This window comes from Sporomusaceae bacterium ACPt (genome assembly GCA_041428575.1).
In the GTDB taxonomy this organism is placed as follows: Bacteria; Bacillota; Negativicutes; order Sporomusales; family Sporomusaceae; genus Sporomusa_D; species Sporomusa_D carbonis.
Map to the genome: position 1 here is coordinate 580,265 of CP155570.1, position 26,195 is coordinate 606,459.

At 47.4% G+C, this 26,195-nt stretch carries 25 protein-coding genes and 1 other annotated feature; of the genes, 22 read left to right on the plus strand and 3 right to left on the minus strand.

What is annotated here, in order from left to right; genetic code table 11:
• The first annotated feature begins 49 nt into the window (after window positions 1–49).
• The 6 genes from SCACP_RS02800 (at window position 50) to SCACP_RS02825 (ending at window position 6,820) form a co-directional block, all read left to right on the plus strand.
• The gene (locus tag SCACP_RS02800) at window positions 50–865 is read left to right on the plus strand and encodes a DUF3883 domain-containing protein (RefSeq protein WP_425059913.1); all 816 of its coding nucleotides are present in this window, start codon (window positions 50–52) and stop codon (window positions 863–865) included.
• A gap of 14 nt (window positions 866–879) precedes the next feature.
• Window positions 880–3,774: a DUF1156 domain-containing protein gene (locus SCACP_RS02805; protein WP_425059914.1), complete on the plus strand. Its 2,895-nt coding sequence runs from the start codon at window positions 880–882 to the stop codon at window positions 3,772–3,774.
• 4 nt (window positions 3,775–3,778) lie between these two features.
• A complete protein-coding gene (locus SCACP_RS02810) occupies window positions 3,779–4,966 on the plus strand; it encodes an AAA family ATPase (protein WP_425059915.1) in 1,188 nt (395 codons plus the stop codon).
• 102 nt (window positions 4,967–5,068) lie between these two features.
• The gene (locus SCACP_RS02815; RefSeq protein ID WP_425059916.1) at window positions 5,069–5,548 is read left to right on the plus strand and encodes a DUF4276 family protein; all 480 of its coding nucleotides are present in this window, start codon (window positions 5,069–5,071) and stop codon (window positions 5,546–5,548) included.
• Window positions 5,541–5,690 carry a hypothetical protein gene (locus tag SCACP_RS02820; RefSeq protein ID WP_425059917.1) on the plus strand — a complete coding sequence of 50 codons (150 nt, stop codon included), beginning with the start codon at window positions 5,541–5,543 and terminating at the stop codon, window positions 5,688–5,690. Before SCACP_RS02815 ends, SCACP_RS02820 begins: the two co-directional genes overlap by 8 nt.
• 41 nt (window positions 5,691–5,731) lie before the next feature.
• Window positions 5,732–6,820 carry a hypothetical protein gene (locus SCACP_RS02825; RefSeq protein ID WP_425059918.1) on the plus strand — a complete coding sequence of 363 codons (1,089 nt, stop codon included), beginning with the start codon at window positions 5,732–5,734 and terminating at the stop codon, window positions 6,818–6,820.
• Window positions 6,821–6,945: 125 nt separating this feature from the next.
• On the opposite strand, the gene SCACP_RS02830 is transcribed toward SCACP_RS02825, so the two are convergent.
• Window positions 6,946–7,311, minus strand: a complete 366-nt coding sequence (locus SCACP_RS02830; protein ID WP_425059919.1) for a transposase — start codon at window positions 7,309–7,311, stop codon at window positions 6,946–6,948.
• A 248-nt stretch (window positions 7,312–7,559) separates the two neighbouring features.
• On the opposite strand from SCACP_RS02830, the gene SCACP_RS02835 reads away from it, so the two are divergent.
• From SCACP_RS02835 to SCACP_RS02850, 4 genes are all read left to right on the plus strand, one after another.
• Window positions 7,560–8,411 (plus strand): hypothetical protein, encoded by an 852-nt coding sequence (locus SCACP_RS02835; protein WP_425059920.1) that lies wholly within the window; start codon window positions 7,560–7,562, stop codon window positions 8,409–8,411.
• A 105-nt stretch (window positions 8,412–8,516) separates the two neighbouring features.
• Window positions 8,517–8,978: a very short patch repair endonuclease gene (locus SCACP_RS02840; protein WP_425059921.1), complete on the plus strand. Its 462-nt coding sequence runs from the start codon at window positions 8,517–8,519 to the stop codon at window positions 8,976–8,978.
• Window positions 8,975–10,045 carry a DNA cytosine methyltransferase gene (locus tag SCACP_RS02845; protein WP_425059922.1) on the plus strand — a complete coding sequence of 357 codons (1,071 nt, stop codon included), beginning with the start codon at window positions 8,975–8,977 and terminating at the stop codon, window positions 10,043–10,045. The genes SCACP_RS02840 and SCACP_RS02845 overlap by 4 nt, the downstream gene beginning before the upstream one ends.
• Window positions 10,035–10,967 (plus strand): DUF4928 family protein, encoded by a 933-nt coding sequence (locus SCACP_RS02850; RefSeq protein ID WP_425059923.1) that lies wholly within the window; start codon window positions 10,035–10,037, stop codon window positions 10,965–10,967. Before SCACP_RS02845 ends, SCACP_RS02850 begins: the two co-directional genes overlap by 11 nt.
• Window positions 10,968–10,990: 23 nt before the next feature.
• On the opposite strand, the gene SCACP_RS02855 is transcribed toward SCACP_RS02850, so the two are convergent.
• Both SCACP_RS02855 and SCACP_RS02860 read right to left on the minus strand, forming a co-directional pair.
• Entirely contained in the window at window positions 10,991–11,797 is an 807-nt protein-coding gene (locus SCACP_RS02855; protein WP_425059924.1) for a hypothetical protein, read from the minus strand.
• A 35-nt stretch (window positions 11,798–11,832) separates the two neighbouring features.
• Window positions 11,833–12,984 (minus strand): glycerate kinase, encoded by a 1,152-nt coding sequence (locus tag SCACP_RS02860; protein WP_425059925.1) that lies wholly within the window; start codon window positions 12,982–12,984, stop codon window positions 11,833–11,835.
• 333 nt (window positions 12,985–13,317) lie between these two features.
• Here SCACP_RS02860 and SCACP_RS02865 point away from each other — a divergent pair, with 333 nt between their 5' ends.
• From SCACP_RS02865 to SCACP_RS02920, 12 genes are all read left to right on the plus strand, one after another.
• Complete coding sequence (locus tag SCACP_RS02865; protein WP_425059926.1) at window positions 13,318–14,487, plus strand: CdaR family transcriptional regulator; 1,170 nt, start codon at window positions 13,318–13,320, stop codon at window positions 14,485–14,487.
• A gap of 266 nt (window positions 14,488–14,753) precedes the next feature.
• A complete protein-coding gene (locus SCACP_RS02870; RefSeq protein WP_425059927.1) occupies window positions 14,754–16,265 on the plus strand; it encodes a 4Fe-4S dicluster domain-containing protein in 1,512 nt (503 codons plus the stop codon).
• Between the two features lie 207 nt (window positions 16,266–16,472).
• A complete protein-coding gene (locus SCACP_RS02875; RefSeq protein WP_425059928.1) occupies window positions 16,473–17,015 on the plus strand; it encodes an NADH peroxidase in 543 nt (180 codons plus the stop codon).
• A 16-nt stretch (window positions 17,016–17,031) separates the two neighbouring features.
• A complete protein-coding gene (locus tag SCACP_RS02880; RefSeq protein WP_425059929.1) occupies window positions 17,032–17,358 on the plus strand; it encodes a DUF1540 domain-containing protein in 327 nt (108 codons plus the stop codon).
• 322 nt (window positions 17,359–17,680) lie between these two features.
• Window positions 17,681–17,944: a binding site (T-box leader), on the plus strand.
• 91 nt (window positions 17,945–18,035) lie between these two features.
• Window positions 18,036–19,733: a biosynthetic-type acetolactate synthase large subunit gene (gene ilvB, locus SCACP_RS02885; RefSeq protein WP_425059930.1), complete on the plus strand. Its 1,698-nt coding sequence runs from the start codon at window positions 18,036–18,038 to the stop codon at window positions 19,731–19,733.
• Complete coding sequence (gene ilvN, locus SCACP_RS02890; RefSeq protein ID WP_425059931.1) at window positions 19,733–20,230, plus strand: acetolactate synthase small subunit; 498 nt, start codon at window positions 19,733–19,735, stop codon at window positions 20,228–20,230. Before ilvB ends, ilvN begins: the two co-directional genes overlap by 1 nt.
• A 50-nt stretch (window positions 20,231–20,280) precedes the next feature.
• Window positions 20,281–21,486 carry a M24 family metallopeptidase gene (locus SCACP_RS02895; protein WP_425059932.1) on the plus strand — a complete coding sequence of 402 codons (1,206 nt, stop codon included), beginning with the start codon at window positions 20,281–20,283 and terminating at the stop codon, window positions 21,484–21,486.
• 522 nt (window positions 21,487–22,008) lie between these two features.
• Window positions 22,009–22,344 (plus strand): ArsR/SmtB family transcription factor, encoded by a 336-nt coding sequence (locus SCACP_RS02900; RefSeq protein WP_425059933.1) that lies wholly within the window; start codon window positions 22,009–22,011, stop codon window positions 22,342–22,344.
• A gap of 433 nt (window positions 22,345–22,777) precedes the next feature.
• Window positions 22,778–23,380: a TetR/AcrR family transcriptional regulator gene (locus tag SCACP_RS02905; RefSeq protein WP_425059934.1), complete on the plus strand. Its 603-nt coding sequence runs from the start codon at window positions 22,778–22,780 to the stop codon at window positions 23,378–23,380.
• Window positions 23,373–24,152 (plus strand): HlyD family secretion protein, encoded by a 780-nt coding sequence (locus SCACP_RS02910; RefSeq protein WP_425059935.1) that lies wholly within the window; start codon window positions 23,373–23,375, stop codon window positions 24,150–24,152. The genes SCACP_RS02905 and SCACP_RS02910 overlap by 8 nt, the downstream gene beginning before the upstream one ends.
• 2 nt (window positions 24,153–24,154) lie before the next feature.
• Complete coding sequence (locus SCACP_RS02915; protein ID WP_425059936.1) at window positions 24,155–25,060, plus strand: ABC transporter ATP-binding protein; 906 nt, start codon at window positions 24,155–24,157, stop codon at window positions 25,058–25,060.
• On the plus strand, window positions 25,057–26,181 hold the full coding sequence (locus SCACP_RS02920) for an ABC transporter permease (RefSeq protein ID WP_425059937.1): 1,125 nt from the start codon (window positions 25,057–25,059) through the stop codon (window positions 26,179–26,181). Before SCACP_RS02915 ends, SCACP_RS02920 begins: the two co-directional genes overlap by 4 nt.
• The last annotated feature ends 14 nt before the right edge of the window (window positions 26,182–26,195 follow it).

Below are 26,195 nucleotides of genomic sequence, written 5' to 3' on the forward strand. Positions count from 1 at the left end.
GGCGCCTCATCTTGATTTGGAACCCCTGGAACCATCGGATCTACCACTGGTGCAAGATGTGCTAAACGCGCCATGGATAACGCAGAACTTAGAGCAGGTCGCCCTTCATCATGCGTCAACCCATCTGGTGCCTGAGCACTTTACCGGGGTCAAACAAAGACGCGAAGCCCGAGTGAACAAGACGCTCACCGCAGTACATGAGCGGCTGGTGACAGAGATCAACTATTGGCAGGACCGGGCCATCAAGCTGAAAGAAGATGTGGCTGCCGGCAAACAGCCGCTGGTCAACTATGAAAATGCCCTGCGGGTGGTAGATGAATTGACAGCCCGCCTTAAAACACGCACTGCCGAACTGGAAGGCATGCGCCATGTCGTTGCGGCAACGCCGGTCATTGTGGGCGGCGCCTTGGTCATTCCCGCCGGTCTCTTGGCCCAGCGCAAGGGCCAGCCCGGCTGGACCGCTGATGCAGACGCCAGGCGGCGGGTGGAAACATTGGCCATGCAGGCCGTTATGGCGGCGGAACGGGCCCTGGGACACGAAGTATACGATGTTTCAGCCGAGAAATGCGGCTGGGACGTAACCAGCATCCCCCCGGCAGTCGATGGCAAACTGCCAACAGCGCGCCATATCGAAGTAAAAGGCCGCGTCAAAGGTAGCGCCACCATCACCGTTACCCGTAATGAAATTTTCTATGGACTGAACCAGAAGGATAAATTTATTCTAGCCATTGTTCTGGTAGACGGCGAACAAGTTGATGGACCGTATTATGTGCGGCAACCATTTACGCAAGAACCGGATTGGGCGGAGACCAGTAAGAATCTCGACCTCGGCCAGCTGCTGGCCCGGGCCGAACGACCGATGTGAGGACGGAAAAACAAATGACAGAAGTAAAAACACCAAAAAAATTAATTGAAGTAGCCTTACCGTTAGACGCTATTAATGCAGCTGCAGCGCGGGAAAAATCCATCCGTCACGGGCATCCCAGCACCCTTCACCTTTGGTGGGCGCGGCGCCCATTGGCGGCGGCCCGGGCGGTGATCTTCGCCCAAATGGTGAACGACCCTGGTTACGAACGCCACTTGGGCCGCGGCGTGAACAAAGAAAAGGCTGCACTCGAACGGGAGCGACTGTTTGGCATAATCGAACGGCTGGTGCAGTGGGAAAACATTAATAACGAAGAAGTGCTGCGGGAAGCCCGCGAGGAGATATGGAAATCCTGGCGTGAAACCTGCCAATTGAATAAAAACCATCCGCAGGCGGCGGAACTGTTTAACCCCGACAAACTGCCCGCTTTCCACGACCCCTTCGCCGGCGGCGGGGCGCTGCCCATGGAAGCGCAGCGGCTGGGGCTGGAGGCCTGGGCGTCGGACCTTAATCCGGTGGCGGTAACCATCAACAAAGCCATGATTGAAATCCCGCCGAAATTCGCTGGGCGTCCGCCCGTGGGGCCGTTGCCGGAAGGAGAAAAACAGTCATCGCTAATGGAAGATTGGTTTGGGGCCAAAGGATTGGCGGAGGATGTACGGCGGTATGGTTTATGGATGAGAAAGGAAGCAGAGAAGCGCATCGGCCGTCTGTATCCCAAGGTGGAAATCACGGCGGAAATGGCCAAAGAGCGGCCGGATTTGAAACCGCTAATCGGAAAAAAGCTGACCGTGATTGCCTGGCTGTGGGCGCGGACGGTGAAAAGCCCTAACCCGGCTTATTCCCGTGTAGATGTGCCGCTGGTGTCGACATTTGTGTTGTCTGGTAAGGCTGGAAAAGAGGCATATGTGGAGCCGGTGATTGAAGGGGACCAGTATCAGTTTAAGGTGAAAGTGGGCAAGCTGCCGAAAGGTGCGGAGATTGGAACTACGGCAGGCAAACGAAGTGGGTTTATTTGCCTTCTTTCGGGATCACCGATTGATTATAACCACATTCGAGCTGAAGGACAAAATGGGCGGATGGGACAACGATTAATGGCCATTGTAGCAGAAGGAACCCGTGGTCGAGTTTATCTTAGCCCAACAACGGAGCACATTCAAATCGCTCAAACTGTGAACCCGCAATGGGTTCCCGATATGGATTTACCTAATAATCCACGAGATTTCAAAACCCCAAACTATGGATTAACGAGATTCTGTGACCTCTTTACCCCGCGCCAACTCGTTGCGCTTACCACCTTCTCCGATCTGGTGCAGGAAGCTATCGCCAAAGCCAAGGCCGATGCCGTTAACGCCGGGATGGCCGATGACGGTGTGGGGCTGGATGAGGGTGGCGTTGGCGCAAGGGCGTATGCAGAGGCAGTAGCGGTGTATTTGGCGTTTGCTCTGGACAAAATGGCAGATTTGGGTAATGGTTTAGTTCGATGGGAGCCAGTTGCTCAATGTCCTCGACAGCTTTTTGGTAGACAAGCTATCCCGATGATTTGGGATTTTGCCGAAGCTAATATATTATCTAACAGTTCCGGGGCTTGGACTACCTTTACAGACGGGATTTCGAAAGCCATGATGAAGGTGTTTTCGACATTATTTCAAGTAATTGCAGGTAAAGCCTTACAAGAAGATGCAATGACACAAGTTGTTTCTTCGAATAAAGTGGTTTCAACTGATCCACCTTACTACGACAATATTGGCTACGCGGATTTATCAGATTTCTTTTATGTTTGGTTGCGTCGTTCGTTAAAACCTGTTTTCCCTGGTCTTTATGCTACACTGGCGGTGCCTAAAGCCCAGGAACTAGTTGCAACTCCCTATCGTCATGGTAACAAAGAAGCGGCGGAAGCTTTTTTTCTCGGGGGCATGACCCAAGCAATTCATAATCTTGCAGAAAAGGCACATCCAGCGTTTCCGGTAATAATCTACTATGCGTTTAAACAATCGGAAACCCAGGATGACGAAGGCACTTCAAGCACAGGTTGGGAGACTTTCTTAGAGGCAGTTTTACGAGCAGGTTTTGCAATTACAGGCACTTGGCCTTTGCGTACTGAAAATTCTAGCCGTATGATTGGTCAAGGCACCAACGCCCTCGCTTCCAGTATCGTCCTGGTTTGTCGTAAACGCGCTGCCGATGCGCCTGTCATCTCCCGCCGCGAATTCATCCGGGAATTAAACGCTGTGTTGCCGGATGCATTGGACGAAATGACCCGGGGCGGCGTCAATTCTCCTGTAGCGCCGGTGGATTTGTCCCAGGCCATCATTGGGCCGGGCATGGCCATCTTCAGCCGCTATGCCGCGGTGCTGGAAGCCGACGGCCAACCCATGACGGTGCGGACGGCGCTGCAATTGATTAATAGATTTCTGGCCGAAGATGATTTTGACCATGATACCCAATTTTGCCTAAGCTGGTTTGAAAACTCGGGGTGGAGTGAAGGCAAATTTGGTGAAGCTGAAGTGTTATCAAAGTCAAAAGGCACCAGCGTGAGCAGTCTACAACACGCCGGTGTGGCCGAAAGCGGCGGCGGCAAGTTCCGCCTGCGGCGCTGGGCGGAGTTGCCGGGTGACTGGTCGTCCCGGAATGATACGCGCACGCCGGTGTGGGAAGGGCTGCACCAGCTCATCCGGGCGCTCAACCAGGAAGGAGAAGCTGCTGCAGGCAAGCTGCTGGCCGGTATGCCTGCCTTGGCGGAGCCCATGCGGGCGTTGGCCTACCGGCTCTATACTCTCTGTGAACGCAAGGGCTGGGCCGAAGATGCCCGGGCCTATAATGAACTGATTAACGCGTGGACGGGAATTGAGTCCGTATCCTATGAAACCGGTCATGTAGGTACACAATTAACATTGGAAATGGGGTGAAAGTATGCAGATCGATTCGATAGAGATCAATAATTATCGTGTATTTCGACAGGCTAAAATGGAAAATTTGTCACGCATGGTGGTTCTAATCGGGGCGAACGGGGTAGGAAAGTCAACTCTGTCTGATGTATTTGCCTTTTTACGAGATTCTTTGTCGATGAATGTGGGGAAAGCCGTAGCCAAGCGCGGCGGTTGGAAGGAGCTGACCAGCCGTGGTTTTACACAAGAACCGATTGAATTAACGCTGCAATTTCGTCTGGAGATTACCGGATATGAGCGTTTGGTTACCTATGTACTCAAGATTGAGCCGGACGCCAAAGGGCATCCGGTGGTGGCGCGGGAAATATTGCGCTATAAGCGAAGCAGTTATGGTGCACCGTTTCACTTCTTGGATTTTTCATATGGCAAAGGCTATGCCATTATCAATGAAGAGGATTTTTCCAAAAAAGAAACCGAGTTGAAGCGCGAAGAACAGGAACTTGATTCTCCGGATATTTTAGCTATCAAAGGACTGGGTCAGTTTGAGCGCTTTAAAGCTGCTAGAGCGTTTCGCGCCATGGTGGAAAACTGGCATATTTCTGATTTTCATATCAGTGACGCCCGTCCGAGTTGCGAGGACGGTTTTGCAGAGCATTTGTCTGTTCGCGGTGATAATGTAGCACAGGTCGCTCAGTATTTGTATACCTATCATCCAGAGCAGTTTCAGCAGGTATTGGAAACGATGACACGCCGAGTGCCAGGTATCGAGAAGGTGGAAGCCAAAGCCTTGGAAGATGGGCGCCTCGTTTTGCGGTTTGGTGATAAGCATTTCCGTGATCCTTTTGTTTCGCGTTTTGTTTCGGATGGGACGATCAAGATGTTTGCCTACTTATTGCTCTTGCATGACCCTAAGCCTTTTCCGATTCTAGCCATTGAGGAGCCGGAGAACCAGTTGTATCCAGAATTTTTACCCCATTTAGCCGAAGAATTCCGCGCATATTCTAGGCGCGGCGGTCAGGTGTTTGTGTCAACGCATTCGCCGGATTTTCTGAATGCTCTCAAGCTGGAGGAGATTTATTGTTTGCGTAAAGAGGGTGGGTTTACCACCATTTCCCGAGCATCGAATGATGAAACATTACAGGCACTAGTTGCTGCAGGAGATTTGCCGGGCTATTTGTGGAAACAGGGGCTATTTGGGAGCTTGGTCAAATGAAAGGTCGAATCGTCTTTTTGTTAGAAGAACTTTCGATGAAAGAGTTGTTGGAAGGACTATTGCCGCGATTATTTCCGGGGCTTGTTTTTCAGTGTGTTCCCCATGAAGGGAAAACGGATTTGGACCGGAAGTATTGCTACCAAGCTGCGAGCATGGCGAGAGCCAGGGGTTCGGTTTATCATTGTACGGGATAATGATAATGCAGTCTGTCCAGCAATAAAAGATCGTATTTATCAAGCATGTTGCGACGCAGGGCGACCCGATACAGTCGTGCGATTGGCCTGCCAAGAATTAGAAAGTTGGTATATCGGAGATTTGTCGGCACTGGCTAAGGCATATGGCGTTAATGGGGTGGATACACCTGGCAATCGTAAGAGGTATGCGAATCCGGATGGTTGGCAAAAACCATCCGTCGAAGTACAACGATTAATTCCGGCATTTCAAAAACTGGACGGTGCCAGACGAATCGCCCCGCATCTTTTGCCGGGAAATAATGCTTCACACAGTTTCCGGATTTTTCTGGCGGGAATAAGCCGTGTAGCAGCGGAAATGGGCTATGACGGAGGTATTTTATATGCTTAAACCTTGGCGTGAAATCGCCATTCCTCATGAGGATGTGTTAAAGGGAACTTTTCAACAGGCGGAATTTGCCGCCGATATTTCCCGGGTGCATGAAGGCACGGCAACGGCGACATTCCCGATGATGGGCAGCTCAGGCTGGTAGTGCTGCCGCCGGAAGCCTCTTATAGCCGCAGCACACCGGTATTGGCGACAGACCGGGCTTTGGAAATTTTACGGTTTCGCGGCGAACTGCCACGGCAAAAACAAAACCGCCTAATCTTTTTGGCTGCCGACTATGACGCGGTCAGCCGGCTGAGAGATCAGGTCCGGTCGGTGCTGGCCTGGCAGTCTATCGTGGACGACAGCCGGGAGATGCGGCTGAATCTGGACCAATTCCAACTGAAGCAGGCCAACCAAAGCCTGACCGCCGCCAGCGAGGCATTGGGGCGCATGGTGCGCGAAACCTATAAGTGGATTCTCTCGCCCATGCAGGAGCCTGTTCCCGGTAAAGGCGTTTCCGAAATTCGCTGGGAATATTTCCCTATCAATGCCGGCGCACCCAATATGGCTGCGGAAATTTTACGGGTGCTGAAGGAAAATGAAATCCTCATCACCGAATGGGCTCCGGTTCATTTAGCCAAATTGCTGAAAGACTGGTTCTGGAAGGACGCGCCGGAAGCTGGCGCTTTGGATGTATGGCAGAAGACCTGCGCTTATCTGTACATGCCGCGCCTGAAGGATGATACGGTATATAAGTTGGCGATCGAAGCCGGTTCGGAAAGCCGCGACTTTTTCGGTTTGGCTCAGGGCAAAGAGGGCGACCAATATATAGGCTTTACCTTTGGCAAACGCACGGGAGTTTTCTTGGATAACTCGCTTTTACTCGTAGAACCTGCCGCAGCTGCAGCCTTTGAAGCGCAGAAGCAGGCGGCGCAGCGTACTGCGCTGCAGCCGGAGCCAGGTCCTGGCGGGTTTGTGCGGGAAGACCCTCCGGGTGGCGGCGGTTACGGGGGCGGAACAGTTCCGCCAGTACCACCGGCGCCTCCGGCGCAACCTGCCGGCAAGAAACATTTCTATGGCAGTATCGACTTGGATCCCGTTCGCGCCAAACTGCAGTTCAACAATCTGGTCGACGAAGTGATCGGCAACTTCACGGTCAAGCCGGGCGTGCGGGTGAAAATCGCCATCGAGATTGAGGCTGAGACGGATGCGGGTTTTGATGATTCACTGCAGCGCGCCGTGAAAGAGAACTGCAACGCTTTGAAGTTTAAGACGGCGGAGTTTGAAGAGTGATATTAAGAAAATATTATGTCGTGCCACTACAGAATAATTATACTAACAACATGCCTGTAAATCTTTATTGGATACTATATAGGATGCCGTTGTAAAACTGTAAGCGTCTTTTACGGCTCCGGCACTCAAAATATTGCTGGAATTGATGATTTGCAAGTTGCCTTTTTTAACGAGCCGGCTTCCTTCGCCAGTTGCAGAAATCGTTCGAACACCAGTTTTTGCTTTTTGTTTACTAAAAGGCGAACGCGAAACCGGCATAAGGCTGTATAATCAAAGCCGGTTTCCTGGAACGGCAAATGCAGCGCCACTTTCCGCCGCAAATAGTAGGTTGCGCGTTCTTGTGCTTTCCGGCCGGAAATATTATCGTGATACATGAGTAGCAGTACTTTGGATAAAAGCGCCGGAGAAACGGAGGAACGACCGGTAATGATTCGACGTAAATACCCATAAGTCCTTGATTTATATACCTTTATGCTGTTTTTATTACGCATTCTTGGTGCGATTGATCCGCTGGCAGTGTTTGGAAAGGATGTAGGGTTTGATGATTTGAATATGGAGGATATGCCGTATTAGATTGATAGATTGATGCGCCCCGCGGGAAACTGGCGGGGCTTTTTACGTCGTTAGTAAAAATTTATCTTTACAAGAACAAATGTTTGATATATTCTGATTACAGAATATATGTTTGTAAAAAAGGGGTTATCTTATGAATAATGATATAGCTATCGCGGTCGCGTAAATGGTAAATCAAGCGCATCAACATATCTCCATGAAGGATTTTGATGCGGCGGAGCAAGCGCTACATCCAGCGCTGTCGCTAGCTGATGAATTTCGAGAAAAATATGGTCAAACGCAGTTTTGCTTTAATAATGGACTGGAGTTAGTATTTTATATCATGCTGGATGAGCCGGATTTTGGTCTGGCGTCTCGCAATATACCATTTTCCAACGTATTTCAAACCTATGGGTTTATTCTCATGGAGAAAGGCAGGCTGGATGATGCTCTTAATATGCTGGATAAGGGACTGCTTTTTAATCCCGTAGATGCAGCGCTGCATTTTGAAAAAGCAGAAGTCTTAAAAGCCCAGCGTCGCACATCTGAATTATGGGAGCAAATTGAAACTTGCTTCGAGGTCTCATATCTTCCGCACTATATTGCCAGAGCTTATCGCAATTACGGTTATTATTTCATTGAAGCGCGAGAGTGGGAAGCGGCTGCTTGTTGCTATTTCGCCAGTCAACGGTGGGAACATCATATCATGGCGCAAGGACAGCTTGCCTACATACGCAGCGCAGCCGGAAAGCCTTATCAAGAAAAAGACTATCCGCCGGATGTCATTGACGCTATTTTGTCCAAGCGTCAAGTTCCGGTAAAGCCATGTCCGCTATGGCCAGCCGCCGCTATCCGCGTTGGTGCGGACATACTTAGCGAAAACCCAGCCAATGCCTTAATGTATTTTGAAATCGCCTATCGCCTCTGCCCGGATCGCCATATCCAGGCCATGATTATAAAAGCGAAACAAAAGGTGCAGCGCCAGAAAATGGACGACAAGACAATCATCGCTTCACATTCCGAGAGCGGCCAAAGTTAATCGACGATAGCAGACATTGTTGGATAATGTGAAATTGCATAGTTAGGCTGGCGCATCAACAGGAAAGTGCATATTCGCGTCGAAAAAGTAGTTGGGTGAGTATGCATGCAAGCAAATGATTTTAATTCCGGCATTCGTAAAGACAAGCTTACCCCGGAGAAAAGAAGCGCTCTGATGGCGAAAGTCAAAAGCACAGGAACCAAAGCGGAGGATAAGGTGCGGAAGGCGCTATTCGCCGCAGGCTTTCGATATCGCAAGAACGTAACAAATCTGCCGGGAAAACCCGACATAGTGCTGGCCAAATATAAGGCAATCGTCTTCGTGCATGGTTGCTTTTGGCATCAGCATCCAAATTGCCGCGAAGCGACTATGCCTGCAACACGGCTGGAATACTGGCGGCCAAAGCTGATGCGCAATATAGAGCGGGATCAAAGCAACATGGAAAAGTTAAGGAAGATGGGTTGGAGGGTGTTTACCGTATGGGAATGCGAGCTGCGGTCGCGGTTTTTCAAGAAAACAATAGAACTTCTCATAGCCCAATTGCGCTCGGCGGACAGCCCCGCATGACAATGCTTGAATTTTTTGCAGGGAGCGGTCTGGTTGCGCAAGGTTTAGGCAACTTATTTAAGGTAGTTTGGGCAAACGATATTTGTCCGAAGAAAGCGGCTGTTTATAGAGCCAATCATGACAGTTCGATTTTTCATCTTGGCGATATATGCGAGATAAACGGCGACACACTGCCAAAAGCGAACTTGGCATGGGCGAGTTTTCCCTGTCAAGACTTGTCGCTGGCGGGACTTGTTGGCGGCATTGAAGCGAAAAGAAGCGGCATGGTATGGCAGTGGCTGCGTATAATGGATGAAATGTCGGTGAAGCCGAAAGTTCTTGTAGCCGAAAATGTTGTTGGTCTAATTTCTACGGCTGAAGGGAAAAATTATCAGCTGCTTCATCAAGCTTTGCATGAGCGTGGGTATCGGGTTGGCGCTATTGTCCTGAACGCCATGCGCTTTGTGCCGCAGTCCCGGCCCAGGGTTTTTATCGTCGCAGTAGACAAAGATATGGATATACCTTTTCATTTAACCGATGATCAACCTAATTGGCTTCATCCCGCCGCCTTGAAAAAAGTTGCATATGGCTTACCGGGATGGGTATGGTGGCATATGCCTATACCCTCACACCGCTATATTTCACTAGCTGACATCATCGAATGGGACGCTCCAGTTGATTCGGAACATACGACGCAAAAAAATCTGGATATGATGCCGGAAAGGCATCGGGCCATTTTAGAAAAGGCCCCTCAAAATCAAACTATCGTAGCTACGGGCTATAAACGAACCCGGCACGGAAAACAAGTGCTGGAAGTGCGCTTCGATGGGATTGCCGGCTGCCTAAGAACGCCGGAAGGCGGAAGCAGCCGCCAGTTGGTAATTATCAAAAGGAGCGGGCAAATCAGCACGCGGCTGCTTACGGTAAGAGAAGCGGCGCGTTTGATGGGCGTTCCCGATTCATTTGTCATACCCGGCGGGTACAACGAGGGATATAAAGCGATGGGCGATGCTGTTGCTGTCCCCGTCGCGGAATATTTAGGGCAACATCTTTTATTTCCGTTAGTGGAGGCGGCCTATGCGCGATGAGTTGTTTCAAAGATTGGCGGCGTTTCAGCGTGAAAACAAAATTCAGTCTAAAGGTCAGCTTGCAGTTATTATTCATCTATGCCGCGTTGCAAGAGAGCAAGGACTGCCTTTAGACTCGACCCGTCTAGTTACGGAGGCGGGAGGGCAGGTTCGCGGCTTGGGAAAGGCTGCTGTGCAGAAAGTCTTAAAAGACTATGGCATAGTCCGAGTTTTAGCTGAAGAGAGCGGACGCACCAGCAGGGGCAGTTTAGGATTAATGACGGTGTTTGTTGAATTTCTGAATGGGCTGCATTCTGCACATTTGGCGGATACTGCAGCGATAGAAAGTTGGTGGATCGACCGTATACGGGACTATTTCAATTCCCGCCCCTTTACTCTACGATACGATACAAGCAGATCACTGCGAGCTGTCGTGCGGGATCTGCTTCTTCAGGCGGAAGCCAGGCAAAAAGAAAGCCCCGGCACTACTTACATGGGAACGGTGCTGCAGCATCTTGCGGGAGCCAAATTGTCCATAGTTTTGCCGCAGGGGTCGCTTGCATTTCACGGAGCGTCCGTTGCGGATTCCCCTACCGCCAGAAGTGGAGACTTTCTTTTGGATGATGTAGTTATTCACTGCACTACTGCGCCGGGTGAAGCGCTGATGCAAAAATGCAGGAAAAATCTGGAAGCCGGGCTCAGGCCGATTATTATTACGATCTATCAGCGCCTTGTCTCCGCCGAAGCATTGGCGGCGGACAATGGCTTGGAAGGTCGCGTTGACATATGGGACTTTGAACAATTTATCTCAACCAACGTCTATGAACTAAGCCATTTTAAGGCGACGGAACGCCGGGTTACTGTTGAAAGATTAATTGAGGCGTATAACGCCATTATTGATAGTTGCGAAACTGACCCAAGCCTGAAGGTGCAAATGGGATAGGGTTTCGTCCTTGCTGCCGCAGGCTAATGGCGGACGTCGGATGGAACATTCCTTATGTAACAGGCGATGGACTGCCGCGCACTTTGGCGGGCCATGACAGGCACGATGACAGGATATAAAAGGCTCTCTGCGTTTTGCAGAGGGCCTTTCCTTTCGGCGTGGTTACATAAGACAGCTTTTATCGGATGGCCGCCATGCGCGAAAGGCGGTAGCCTCTGAACGCCGCACGGACTGACGCGGAGCGGGCGTGATGTTGGCAGGGTACTCATCCACTCAAAATATTTAATGCCTGACATAAATTCGTGAGAGGCAGGACTGGTATTCAATAGGTCGGTCACAAATTGATTGCCGGCCTGGGTTCCTTTGGTATCTTCTTTTGTCGCGTTTAGGATGACGGTTCTCACCATGCCCAGAATAAGGTCAGTAAGTTCTAAGCCGATTTCTTCTCTTTTTGGTATCAGTTTACTGTCAGTTACGTGAAATTGTTCGCCACGGTACAAGGATTGAAGATTTAATTGGTCTTTCACGATTTTATGCAGCGCTACCGCTTCGTATTCCGTGGCCCGCTCAATTTTAATTTCTGTTTCCAGGCTAATTCCTTTTCCGTACCCTCGCAAAAGACCGTACAAAATTCGTTCCGGCAGCTTTGAATAATACATTTGACGGAAGTTTGTTTTACGGTATTCAGATGGTTTATAACAGGCAATGACATTAAATTTAAACAGACGATGATATTTCATCGTGGTATCAAAAACCCGTTTAATTCTTGCGGTATCCAAAGGATGTCCCCGGTATTTCGACCAATGGAGGTCTAGCTTGGTACTGCCCAAACTTTATTATGCCCCCTTGCAAAAGGGGGCCAAACTCATTTATTTGGAGACAAGCTTCTGCCAACTGCTATTAGCCGGCAAAGTCTGGAAGTAGCCTCTCGAATTAAATCTGCGGCTGATTCAATACATTCATTCAGTGTCATAGGTCTGGGAACAATGCTCATGAGAGCGTCAATGCCGTGCTGGGTAACGCTTTGGTAGCCATTGCCCAATCCACCCGACAGGCAAACAGTAGGAACATTAGCCTGTTTGGCGATTTTAGCTACACCTACCGGAGCCTTACCGAAAGCTGTTTGAAAATCGGTACAGCCTTCACCGGTAATTAATAAATCAGCTTGTTTAACAATGTCGGCAAAATTGGTTGCATTCAGTACAATTTCTACGCCAGGTTTCAATTGGGCGTTGGTGAAGAACAATAAACCGGCTCCCAATCCTCCGGCCGCTCCGGCACCAGGGTGATTAGCAATGTCTTTCCCTGTGATTTCACAGGCTATACGGGCATAATGATTTAGGGCGGCATCCAGTTCAGTTATCATTTCCCGTGTGGCGCCTTTTTGCGGGCCATATACTGCAGATGCTCCTTTTTCTCCGCACAGTGGGTTATCTACATCGCAGGCGACCAGAATGGTGGCTTCGGCCAACCGGGGATCAGCATCTGTCATATCTATCGTTGACAGATTTGATAGGGCTGAGCCTCCAAAAGGCAGTTCCTTACCTGCAGCATCCAGAAATTTTATACCCAAAGCCTGGGCCATGCCTACTCCTCCATCGTTGGTCGCACTGCCGCCAATCCCGATGACGAGTTTACGAATTCCCTGATTTAATGCGGCTTTCATTAATTGTCCAGTACCGTAGGTTGTAGTATGACGCGGATTACGTTGATCCGGCGGTACAAGGGTAAGACCGGAAGCGGCAGCCATCTCGATGACTGCTGTCTCGCCGTCGCCGAGAATACCCCAGAATGCTTGAACCGGAGTGCCTAAAGGACCTAATACTCTTTCCGAAATCATTTGGCCGCCTGTTGCCGTTACCAGCGCTTCAACAGTGCCTTCTCCACCATCGGCTATTGGGACTTTTCGTACTTGGGCTTCCGGAAAAATTGAGAGAATACCTTGTTCCATGGCATTGGCTACCGCAACAGCCGACAGACTGCCTTTAAATGAATCTGGAGCAACTACGAAAATCATTATTTCCACGTCCTTTACTCAAGCATATTATACTTAGCTTTTAACTATATAGTATCCAATAAAGATGTACAGGCGTGTTGTTAGTATAAGCGTAAGTCAAGCGCCAGCGGTGGAGCGTTACTAACAACACGCCTAGAAAAAAATCTTTATTGGTTCATATAATTTCATTTTCGCATGTAAAAAACAAATTCTCAATTATCCGAACTTACAAAAGGAACCGACTTCAAAGATAAAATATTGGTAATTTTGCATAATGAATATGTAAAAGTCCTCGTGCGTTGCCTGTGCTATATTATATAATATAGACAATTAAGTATGTGTAGGGGTCAGAGTATGATTATAAATAACGAGTTAGCACAGCAGATTGTTGATAAAATAACGCCGATAGTTCAACAAAATATAAATATTATGGATAGTGCAGGTAAAATCATCGGCTCGGGTCAAAAAAACAGAATCAACACATGCCACCAAGGGGCCATAGATGTCCTGCAAAGCAGTGAATGTATAGAAATTTACCCTACTGATCTTGACCGTTATCCGGGGGCGCAGCCGGGTGTAAATTGCCCAATCATATTGGAAGGGCAGATTGTTGGTGTAGTGGGTGTTTCCGGTTACCCTGACGAGGTCAGAGATACCGCTAAATTGGTTAAAATGGTTGCTGAATTGATTTTGGAACGGGAACTGTTAATTGAAGAATTTAAATCTTACTCACACCTGCTGGAGCAATTTGCCCATCTGCTGTTATCGGAAAATGCCCGCAATAACTATTCCCAAATTATAAAAATAGCTAACTTGCTACGGTTGGAGTTGGCAGTACCCCGGCTAGCGGCAGTGGTAAACATTCATTTTTCAGTCGAAGATGCCTTCAATCACTATGGATCACGCGAACTGGTTTTTGCGAGAAAGAGGGAGAATGTGAACCGTTTGATCGAAGAATCAGGCCTAATTAATTCACAGGATGTTATCATTTTTGGCGAAAACCAACTGGTTGTGCTCAAGTCTTTTTCTGAAGATACTGAGCCGGCTGTATTTGAACAATGGGGCACTGATTTTTTACTGCTGTTAAGTCAATGTGAATCTCAGGTACCTCTTGGCCTCGGTATTGGCAGTTTAACAGGCTCGCCATTACAGTTATGCCATTCCTATAATGAGGCCTTATTTGTTTTGAACCATTGCTTGTCAGATGACAGAGTTTCATCAATCTACCAATTTGATGTGATGGCGGCCTACTTGGTAAAAGAGCCAGGGGCTGTTGCTACTTGCTTGGCTTTCAAGAATTTACAAGACCGGCTAACCGGAAAAGTTGACTTGAAGTACGATATGCACAATACTATCAAAAGTCTGCTGGAGAATAACCTGAACGTGTCCAATGCTGCCAAAGCCCTGTTTATTCACCGCAATACTCTTGTATTTAGACTGGCGAAATTAAAGGAGCTGACCGGGCTAAGTCCTGACCGGTTTTTTAATCATGCCATATTATGCAAGCTGCTGGTTATGCAATAGCCGCAGGGATAATTTGGAACATAGCGGCCGCTTTCAGGGGGATTAACTTGGGGAGCAGGTATAATCATAGGGATTAGGTAGTGTAATAACTATACCAATTTACGTTGAAAAGTTTCTTTGAGTGCCTCTAGGGAAGATAGCGCCGATGAATAGCTTATTGTGGCAGGAAATCAGCTTGGTAGAAGCGAATATATCAGGTATAACCCACTATTAACTAATGGGGTTGAATACCGTCCCACTTTCATGGCACGAGGAGGAACTATATTATGGCAATATCTCAAGTTACTGAAGTCATCAGGATTCGCAGCAAAGTTTTGGCCGAAATCGCAAGAATGGCCTACGAAGATTGCCTGGAAAAGGACATCGGAAATATGATGGACACTATTGTATCTGAGGACGGACCCAGATACCGGTGTTGTGTTCATAAAGAAAGAGCAGTATTGCGTCAACGTATTAACCTGACCCTAAGTCAACCTTTGCATGTCACTCAGGAAGAAGCTGCAGCCGGCGCGCTGGCCGGTAAGGTGGAGGATATGCCTTTTATCAGCGTATTACCGGAGGCTTGTGATCAGTGTCCCATTGATAAATATATGGTTACTGATGCTTGCCGCAACTGTCTGGCTCACAATTGTATAAACAGTTGTCCCAAACAGGCCATCCTGGTAGTACAAAACCGGGCCTATATCGACAAAACCCGTTGTGTGGAATGCGGCTTATGCAAAAAATCCTGTCAATACGGAGCCATCATCGAAATTAGCCGTCCCTGCGAGCGGGTATGCGCTGTCAAAGCCATTGTAGCCGGTGGTGATCGCAAAGCCGTAATTGACCATGAAAAATGTGTCGAGTGCGGCGCTTGCCGGGAAGCCTGTCCCTTCGGGGCTATTGGCGACCGCTCTCTCTTAGTCCAGGTTATCCGGCAAATTAAAAGCGGTAAACAGGTTTATGCCATGCTGGCACCCGCGTTTGCCGGACATTTTGGCGCCAAGACCAGACCCGGACAATTAGTCAATGCTATCAAACAGCTTGGCTTTCATGAGGTAATAGAAGTAGCCTACGGCGCCGATATCGTAACCATCAAGGAGGCAAAAGAGTTTCTCGAGACTGTGCCGAAGTCGCGGCCATTTATGACCTCATCCTGCTGTCCGGCTTTTGTTAGTATGGTAGAAAAACATTTTCCGGATTTAAAAGACATGGTGTCATCTACTGTTTCTCCTATGCTGGCAGCAGCACAAATCATAAAAAATAACAATCCTGATGCTGTTATCGTTTTTATTGGGCCGTGTATCGCTAAAAAATCAGAAGCCCGCAATCATTCTGATCTGGTGGATTTTGCCCTTACCTTTGAAGAATTGGCGGCCATGTTGACCGGCAAGGGCATTGATATAGATACTATTGCCGACAGCGGGTTCCAGTCAGCGGCTTCCGGTACCGGGAACGGCTTCGCTTGTGCCGGCGGGGTGGCCAAAGCCGTTCAGGCGGCAGTAGCCGGTCTTGAGCCGCTAGCCGCTGTCATATCCCATAATGCGGCCGGTCTTGAAAATTGTGCTGAAGTTCTTACCCAGATCCAGTCTGGCAGATTGAAAGCAAATTTCCTGGAAGGTATGGCTTGTTACGGCGGATGTATCGGTGGTCCCGGCGGACTGGCCAACGTCCGGGTAGCCAGTAAATTAGTGGATAATTTTGCCAAGCAATCCACAGCCAAAAATGCTTTAGACAATGGGCCGGCTCAGACGGACAGTGAAAAACCGGGGCACTGGCACCGCCAGTCAAAACAGTAAGAAGTGTTTATCACAGGCGCTCACCCGCGAGGGTGGGCGTTTTTTCCTTTGTTGATACACCGGCCATTCCGGGCAGCCTTAATCCCGGGAAAAAATTTGAGGAATGATCCAAGCGTATCCTTAAAAATGAGTATTGTATATAAAAGAAAATCTAATACTATTTGGTAAACAGTTGCTTTTTATTTTAACAAGTCGGGAGGAACACAAGTGAAAAAATTTGTTTGTACAATATGTGGATATGTTCACGAAGGGGAAGAGGCACCTGAGAAATGTCCAGTTTGTAAAGCCAGCAAAGATAAATTTAAAGAAATGACTGGAGACTTGGCTTGGGCAGATGAACATAGAATCGGAATTGTGAAAGATATTCCTGCAGAGCTTTTGGATGGTTTACGGGCTAATTTTATGGGGGAGTGTACCGAGGTAGGAATGTATCTGGCTATGTCCCGTCAAGCAGATAGACAAGGATATCCCGAAGTGGCAGAAGCGTACAAAAGAATTGCCTTTGAGGAAGCCGAACATGCCGCTAAATTTGCCGAAATTTTAGGTGAGGTGGTAGTGGCTGACACCAAAGCTAATTTAAGTGCCCGGGTGGAGGCAGAGTATGGAGCCTGTGATGGTAAAAAGAAATTGGCAACAATAGCTAAGCAACATAATTTAGATGCTATTCATGATACGGTACATGAGATGTGTAAAGATGAAGCTAGACATGGGTGTGCTTTCAAGGGCTTACTTGATAGATATTTTAAATAAAAGGGAGGAATTAACAATGGCAAAAATTGATTGTCAAGTTACCAACTGTTCTCATAATAAATCTGGCGTATGCTACGCAAACTGTGTTGATATTGTTGGCAGTTCTGCCAAAAAGGACTATGACACCGCTTGCGGCTCATATTTGAATAGACTTCATTACTCTGAACTGACAAACAACGTGCTCAGCTCAGGTTCATGTGATTGTTTAAAATGCACTGTTGAGACTTGCACATTTAATAGTAACAATTTGTGTACATTAGATAATATCCAGGTTAGCGGAAAAAATGCAGAATATCATACTCAAACAGAGTGCTCTAGTTTCAGACTGAGAGGTAGCCTGTAAACCTTCCCCGGTTTCGTCTAACCCGTAAAAAAGAGGGCTTCGGTGCTTATTGGAAGCACCAAAGCCCTCTTTATCATATGAAATCCAATAAAGATTTTTTTCTAGGCGTGTTGTTAGTAACGCTCCACCGCTGGCGCTTGACTTACGCTTATACTAACAACACGCCTGTAAATCTTTATTGGATACTATACAGTATGGTGATAGCGTGTTCTTTCAGTAACAGGAGGGATGCTGAAATTTCGAGGTTGACGCCTAATTATTTTCATGAAATATTGTTGACAGCGACAGGTTTTTTTTGTAATATTATGAACATATATATAGTAAAAAGACAATGAGCGGAAGAGTAATTATATTCGGGATATTTTGCAGCGAGCTGGGAATGGTGTGAGCCAGTAATATTGAATATAATGAAAATCATCCGTGAGTTGCGCGCTGAATTGTAGTAGGCTGCGCCGGGCTTCTTTTGAGGAATTGCCGCCCGTTATTGCGTGCGAGGTATCGAGTGTTACATCTCTGTACCTATGAGCGACTATGGTTGTAACCGTAGTAATTTGGGTGGTATCGCGGATTAACCTCCGTCCCTTATAAACAGGGGACAGAGGTTTTTTATTTTAATCGGCCTTATGTACTGATTTTGTATAATAACTGTGCCAGAAAGCAAAGGAGGGCGACCTGTTTTGAGGATGTTGGGAGCTGAAGCGGTAATTGAATGTTTGAAAAATGAAGGGGTGGAGGTTGTATTTGGTTACCCGGGAGGATCGGTCTTAACGCTTTATGACGCATTATATAAAACCAAATTTCCCCATATTTTAACGCGTCACGAGCAGGGGGCGGTACATGCTGCGGACGGCTATGCACGGGCAACAGGCAAGACAGGAGTTTGTTTTGCCACATCAGGCCCGGGAGCTACCAACCTGATCACCGGCATTGCCACTGCTTATATGGACTCTGTCCCTTTGGTGGCGATTACCGGCCAGGTGGGAGTATCCATGATCGGGAAGGACTCCTTTCAGGAAGCGGATATCTGCGGCATTACCACACCTATCACCAAACATAACTACCTGGTCAAGAAAGTACAGGATCTGCCCCGGGTAATGAAGGAGGCTTTTTATATTGCCCGTACCGGACGGCCAGGGCCCGTGGTTATTGATATTTCCAAAGATGTTTTCAATGCTGCGCTGGATTATCAATATCCTGAGACTGTTAGGCTAAGAGGGTATTCTCCTTTGTTTGCCGGCGATCCGGAAGCTGTGGATTTGGCGATTCAAGCGCTGGAACAGGCCCAAAAGCCATTGATTTTCGTGGGTGGCGGCGTGAATCTTTCGGATATGTCCGGAGCATTACGCAATTTTATCAATATGACAGGCATTCCTGTAATCTCAAGTCTGATGGGATTAGGCTGCATACCTTGCGATGCTCCCCAACATCTCGGAATGGTCGGGATGCACGGGACTTATGCCGCCAATATGGCTACTGTTGAGTGTGACCTGTTATTAGGGATCGGAGTCCGGTTTGACGACCGGGTAACAAGTTTGGTGAAAGAATTTGCTACCAAAGCCAAAATAATCCATTTTGATATTGATCCGGCAGAGGTCAATAAAAATGTCCGCGCTGATTTGCGGGTGGTCGGAGATTTGAGGTGGTCTTTGCCGCTTTTGTGTGAAAAAGCGGCTGTACGTAGCCAGGAGCAATGGAAAAGTAAAGTTGCGGCGTGGACGGAAACTGTACAGGCCTGGAAACAGGAAAAGCCGCTCTCCTATGAATCATCGCCGGAAAGTATTATGCCCCAGGCAGTCATTGAGAAGGTGAGTGAGCTTACCCAAGGAGACGCGGTCATTGTAACAGATGTCGGTCAGCATCAGATGTGGACTGCGCAATTCTATAACTTCCGGAAACAACGCTCATTTCTTACTTCGGGCGGCCTGGGAACAATGGGATATGGTTTGCCGGCAGCTATTGGCGCTCAACTGAGCTTACCAGAAAAAAAAGTTGTCTTATTTACCGGAGACGGCAGTATTATGATGAATTGTCAGGAACTTGCAACGGCGGCTGATAACGGACTACCCATAAAGATTATTGTATTGAATAATCAGGTTCTGGGGATGATCAGCCAATGGCAACGGCTGTTTTACGGGCAACGTTATTCCCATTCCACCACAAAAGGATCAACAGACTTTGTCAAACTTGCCGAAGCGATGGGGGTTACTGGGCTACGCGTGACCAAACCCGAAGAACTGACGCCGGTACTGGAAAAAGCGTTGCAGATGGATGGTCCGGTACTTGTTGAAGTACTGGTGTCCGATACCGAGGATGTGTTGCCGATGGTTCCGCCGGGTGGCCGTCTGGATCAAATGGTTTTGAGGGGGATAAGCTGATGAAATATACCTTAGCTGTTTTAGTAGAAAACAGGCCGGGCGTATTGACGCACATATCAGGACTTATTAGCCGCCGGGCTTTTAACATTGAAAGTATTGCCGCCGGACATACCGAGGAAGCCGATACAACCCGGATTACTATAGGTGTTGAGGTTGATGATGAAATTGAATTGGAACAGGTAGTTAACCAGTTGTCCAAGCTGGTTGATGTTATTAAGATTGTCAATCTTACATATGTTGATTCGATTCAACGGGAACTGGCCCTTATCAAAGTTAAAGCCAGTAAAGTGAACCGTTCTGATTTGGTCGATGTTGTAGAGATTTTTCGGGCCAAAATTGTCGATGTAAACCGGGAAACCATGACTATTGAGCTTGCCGGCGAGGAAAGCAAGATTGATGCTTTTTGCGAAGTGCTGCTGGATTTTGGAATTATTGAAATTGTCCGGACCGGTAAAATTGCGCTTTCGCGGGGGCCGGTTCCTGCAAAGGAAATGTAAGTAGTGGGGGGCTGCAACCTACCGTTTCAAAATAGGGAGGAAGATTGGGTATGGATTTTACCCCAAAATCAGAAATTGAGACAAGAACTTATAATTTTCAAAAAAAGTTAACAGACCAGGGACTTGATGGAGCAATTATTGTCCTGAACAGTGATATGTTTTATTTTACCGGTACAGTACAAAATTCATTTTTATATATACCTGCCGGTGGTGAGCCGGTACTCATGGTAAAAAAAAGCTTGAGGCGCGGTCAGGAAGAGTCGCCTTTAAAAAACGTTGTTTCCCTTAAAAGTCCAAAAGAAATTCCCGGAATTCTTGCTGCATTTAATTATACCGGTTTTGATAAAATAGGGCTTGAGTTAGATGTATTGCCATTTAACATTTATAAAACGTACAAAAAGATTTTCCCTAATACTGAATTTAGTGATATTTCGCCAGCCATTAAAGAAATCCGCGCTGTTAAATCGTCTTATGAAATTGAACTTATCCGTAATGCCTTAGGTGTTATTGATAAGGCGTTTTTAGCTGTACCGTCGTTTTTACATGAAGGAATGTTAGAGATTGAATTGGCTGCATTATTTGAGGCGGAAATGCGTAAACGTGGCTATTCGGGTGGCCGCAAAATGAGAGCGTTCAATCAGGATTTCTTTTTCGGAAATATATGTACCGGAAATAGTGGATTTTGCCCTAATTTTTTTGACGGGCCGGTTGGCGGACTAGGTGTAACCGTATCTCACCCCCAAGGGGCCGGCTGGAAAAGAATAAACCGCAATGAAGCCATTTATATAGATTATACTTGTGTAATTCAAGGTTATACCGGTGATCAAACCCGGATATTCTGTATAGGGGAGCTTAACCCCCGGATGGTTAAGGCATTTGAAGATGCAGTACTGATTGAATCGGAAATACTTAAAGTTATGAAACCGGGAACTCCGGCAGAGGAACCCTATCTCCTGGCTGTTAAGCTGGCAGAAGAAATGGGGTATAAAGATAACTTTATGGGTTACAAGGAAGACAAGGTTAAATTTATTGGCCATGGAATAGGTCTGGAGTTAGATGAATGGCCGATACTGGCTAAGGGATTCAAGACTCCGATTATGCCAGGGATGACTTTTGCTCTTGAACCCAAATTTGTATTTCCTGAAGGGGCTATTGGGACTGAAAACAGTTTTGTTATGACTGAAAACGGACCTGAATCTTTAAGTATAACGCCTGAGGTTATTACTTACGTAAAGACCAATTCCTTTACAAGTTAATGTGTGGCTGGCACATTTATGGAATGCACAACAAAAGAGGAAAACAAAAATAATTTCCGTATCATTAGGAAGAGTAGGTAAATGATAGAAAAGGGGCAGGATGCCGGTTGCCGGCAGCACTGCCCCTTTTTGTGCGGAAACCGTATGTGTTTTAGTTTCAGTTATTTACTAAATCGTTTCGTCTTCCCAGCCAGCCCAAAAGAGCAAGATAATAATGATAATTATGATAATCCACCAACTACCACGGCCACCGCCACAAAAGCCACCAAAACCCATGTTCAAAATCCTCCTTTTAAGATAATCTGGGGATCACATTGTTATTTTATGTATGAGTAAATCCATAGGTTCCGGCCATCATGAAGAAAACCCGGTTTATATCAAACAGTGACTGAACTATGCATTAGATATTCCAGAGTGCATTGACATTAGATTTAGAAAGATTTATCGTATATACATATTGATCGTATTTGTTAATGACTTGCTGAGGAACTTTATAGGGTTAGGTTTTTATGAGGTGCAGAAATGAAAAAAAGTGCTTTAATCTTCAAAGCTTTAGGCGATGAGGTCCGTTTGGATATTATCAAGATGCTGCTAGGTAAGGAACTCTGTGTATGCGATATAATGGATGCTTTTGATAAATCGCAGCCGGCTATTTCGCATCACCTGAAAATTTTGAAATACGCCGGTCTTTTGGAGGACCGGCGGGATGGAAAATGGATATTTTATCGGATAAATTATGATACTATTAAGGAAGTACAAGGTGTTTTAGGTCAGGTCATGCAACATGAAAATGAGTGTGTGCGGTGTACTCCGTGCTCTGCCAACCGCATTATTCAAGGTGAAGGAAACCCGGAATGACGTAGTATTAGTCCACTAATGGGTGAGAATTTTAAATAAATATTGGTCGGTGCGGGCGGCGCTTAAGCCGCCGGCGCGTCTTCCGCATGGCCGTCCTCCCGCCGCTCCACTCACCGCCGGTCGCCCCCCTAACTCCGCCCGCTCTCAGGACGGGGGAGGCGGCCATCCGATAATCCGCTTTATGTCCAGAACCGCCCTGGCGGGTCGGCTTTTCCGGCACAGGACATAAATACGGGGATTATCGTACGTCCGCCATACCGCTGAAGCGGAAAAAGCGGCTTCGCCCTCTGGCATAGACGCCGTACCGTTGGAACGCGGGGTGCTTTACCTGATTTCCGTTCGAATATAAAGAAAAGAGAAAAAGTAATAGACAAATAAGAGAGGTATGTGATACGATTTAATCAATCGATTGATTAAAAAAGGAGGCGCCCAGATGGAAAAAGATTCACGGACAAAACTTATCGAAGCAGCAACATCTTTGTTTGCGAAAAGAGGTTTTACTGCCGTATCAATCAGAGAATTAGCCGAAACGGCCGGGGTGAACAGCGCGCTCATATCCTATCATTTTGGGGGCAAAGAAGGTCTCTATGAAGCCGTGCTGGAAGCTAATTTTTCCCGTATTGCCGAGGCTATAAGCGCTGCTGAAAAGATGCAGCTCACGCCCGAAGCGCGAATCCGTTATTATACTAAAGCGGTAAACGTGTTACACAAACAGAATCCGTTTTTAATCCGGTTGCTGCACACCGAGCTTACCAATCCGACCGCTTGTTTTGAAACAGTAATAAAGAAGTATCTTAGTCAGGCTTATTCATTCATATATAAATCTTTTGCCGAGGGAGTGGCTAGCGGTTATTTTAGCCCTACCCTTGACCCTGCTTATGCTGCTATCTCGCTGGCCGGTATTATGAATTTTTACTTTATTGCCAAACCGCTGGCGCAAAACTTTCTGCCGGCGGCTGAAGATCTTGACGAGAGTTACTTAAATCAGGCCTTGAGCATTTACCTTAACGGAGTAAGGAGAATTAATTATGAATAAAAAACTGATTGCGGGAATTAGCATATTTTTGTTGCTTGCACTGGTTGCGGGTTATAAATTGTTCGGGCACAAGGATGAGGGAATTACGGCAACAGGGACGGTTGAAGTAACCAGGGCTGATATTACTCCCAAAGTGAGCGGATATGTAACCGAACTGTCGATAAAAGCAGGCGACAGTGTGACCGCCGGTCAGGTAGTTGTCCGGATTGCCCGTCCCGATTTGGAGGCGCAGCTTTTGCGTGATCAGGCGGCATTGGCTAAGGCCCAGGCCCAACTGGAGGATTTGGAAAAAGGTTCCCGCAGCCAGGAAAGAAGCGAAGCTGCCGCCAATTTATCGGCAGCCCAGGCAGTCTATGACAAGGCAAAAAATGATTTAGAACGGTTGCGGGCTTTGTATAAAGAGGGGGCCATTTCGGCACAACAATTGGATGCCGCCAACTCCAACCATGATGTAGCCTATAATTCGCTGCTTGCCGCGCAATCCCGTCAAAGCTTGGTAGAGGAGGGGCAACGTCCTGACGCTATCGAGGCGCAGCGGATTGAGGTCAAACGCTCTCAAGCCATCGTTGACGCCAGCCGGTCCATGCTTGATGATACTGTAGTGAAAAGTCCCTTTGGCAATAAGTATCACTTGGCTGTTGACAATCCGGCCGACGCAATGGCCGGCGTAACAGATGCATTGCAGCGTGCCGGCGTGCTGATAACCGAGTTAAAGGAAATTGAACCCACCCTTGAAGATGTGTTTGTGGCGTTAGCCAGCGAGGGGGGTTAATCATGCATGCGGTAGAGAGCGTCAATTTGACAAAGCGGTTTGGCTCCTTTACAGCAGTAAATAACGTCAACATTGCGATTAAGCAAGGCAGTATTTACGGTTTTCTTGGGCCTAATGGGTCAGGAAAGTCCACCACCATTAAAATGCTGTGTGGCATTCTTGAACCCACATCAGGCAGTGGAACTATACTCGGGCTGGATCTTGCCCGGGACAGCGAAGCCATTAAAACTAAAATCGGTTATATGTCACAAAAATTCAGTTTGTATGATGACCTGACGGTACTGGAAAATCTCGAATTTTACGCCGGGATGTACAGCTTGTCCCGTGATATGAGGAAGAACCGGATCGAAGAAATGCTGGATATGGCCGGTCTTAAGCACCGACAAAATGATATGGCCGCCAATTTGTCCGGCGGCTATAAACAGCGGTTGGCCTTAGGCTGCGCAATATTGCACAAACCGCCGATCCTGTTTCTCGATGAACCTACAGGCGGTGTTGATCCCAAATCCCGGCGGATGTTCTGGGATATAATCTATAATTTGGCAGTAGACGGTACAACCGTTATGGTGACAACGCATTTTATGGACGAAGCCGAACATTGTGATGAAATCGGCTTTATTTTTGAAGGCAATCTTATTGCCAGTGATGCACCTGATCAGTTAAAAAAAAATATCCCCGGTTTGCTGCTCGAAATACCTGCTGTAAACCCGATGGGCCTGTTAGAAGAACTTACAACCAAAAATATCAAGGCTTTGGATATGTACCCATATGGGACCAGCATTCATGCACTGGTTTTGCCTGACCAGCTGGCAGCGTTTGCAGCATACCAATATAAAATTATTTCCCCCTCGCTTGAGGACGTATTTGTATTTTACGTACAATCACACCGCAAGGAGTTGATGGCATGAGAGTGCTCCGGGCGCTTTTAATGAAAGAATTTATACAGATGCGGCGGGACCGTCTAACATTCGCCATGATGGTGGTCATGCCCATTATCCAACTATTGCTGTTTGGGTTTGCGATAAATACCGATGTCAAACATCTGTCAACAATTGTGTTTGATCAATCGTTGCAGCAGGAAGGGCGCGACCTGCTTTCCTCCTTTCAGGCCAGCGAATATTTTGACATAAAATATATTGCCGCCAATTATCAGGACGTAACTAACCATATTGAGCAAGGAAAAGCTAAGGTAGGGATTATTATACCTCCCGACTTTACCGAAAGTATCAAGCACGGTAGAACGGCCTCGGTGCAGGTCATTGTTGACGCTTCCGATTCGCTGGCGGCATCGACCGCGATGAGCACTGCCCAAATGATTGGCCAAATCAAGTCACAAGAAATACTGGCCAAACAGATGCAAAGTATGGGCGGCAAAGTGCTGGCTGCGCCGTATGATATTAGGATACGCCCCTGGTACAACCCGGATTTTGTGTCGGCTTTCTATATGGTGCCAGGCATACTGGGCATTGTTTTGACCATGACCATGGTTATGATCACATCCATGGCTATTGTCAGAGAACGGGAGCGAGGGACGCTGGAACAGCTTATTGTGACGCCGATGAAATCGCATGAATTAATGTTAGGCAAGATTATTCCCTATATTTTTGTCGGTTATGTTCAGGCAACTTTGGCGCTTATGGTCGGCATTCTGGTATTTGACCTGCCCTTGCGGGGCAGTTTAGGCCTTCTTTATGGCCTTACATCGTTATTCATTATTGCTTCCTTGACTCTTGGCGTGCTCATTTCGACTGTTGCCAAAACGCAAATGCAGGCCATGCAAATGTCATTTTTTGTGTTTTTACCCAGTGTGCTGTTGTCCGGATTTATGTTTCCCCGCGAAGCTATGCCCAGCTTTTTCTACCTGCTGGGGAATGTTTTACCGCTGACATTTTATCTGGAGATTATCAGAGGTATTATATTAAAAGGAATTGGCATTAACTTTTTATGGTCACAGACATTAGCGCTTATTGTCTTTATTTTCGCTACCCTTATTATTAGTATTATTAAATTCCAGAAGAAAATTGCCTGACGCTGCAGGGGCGG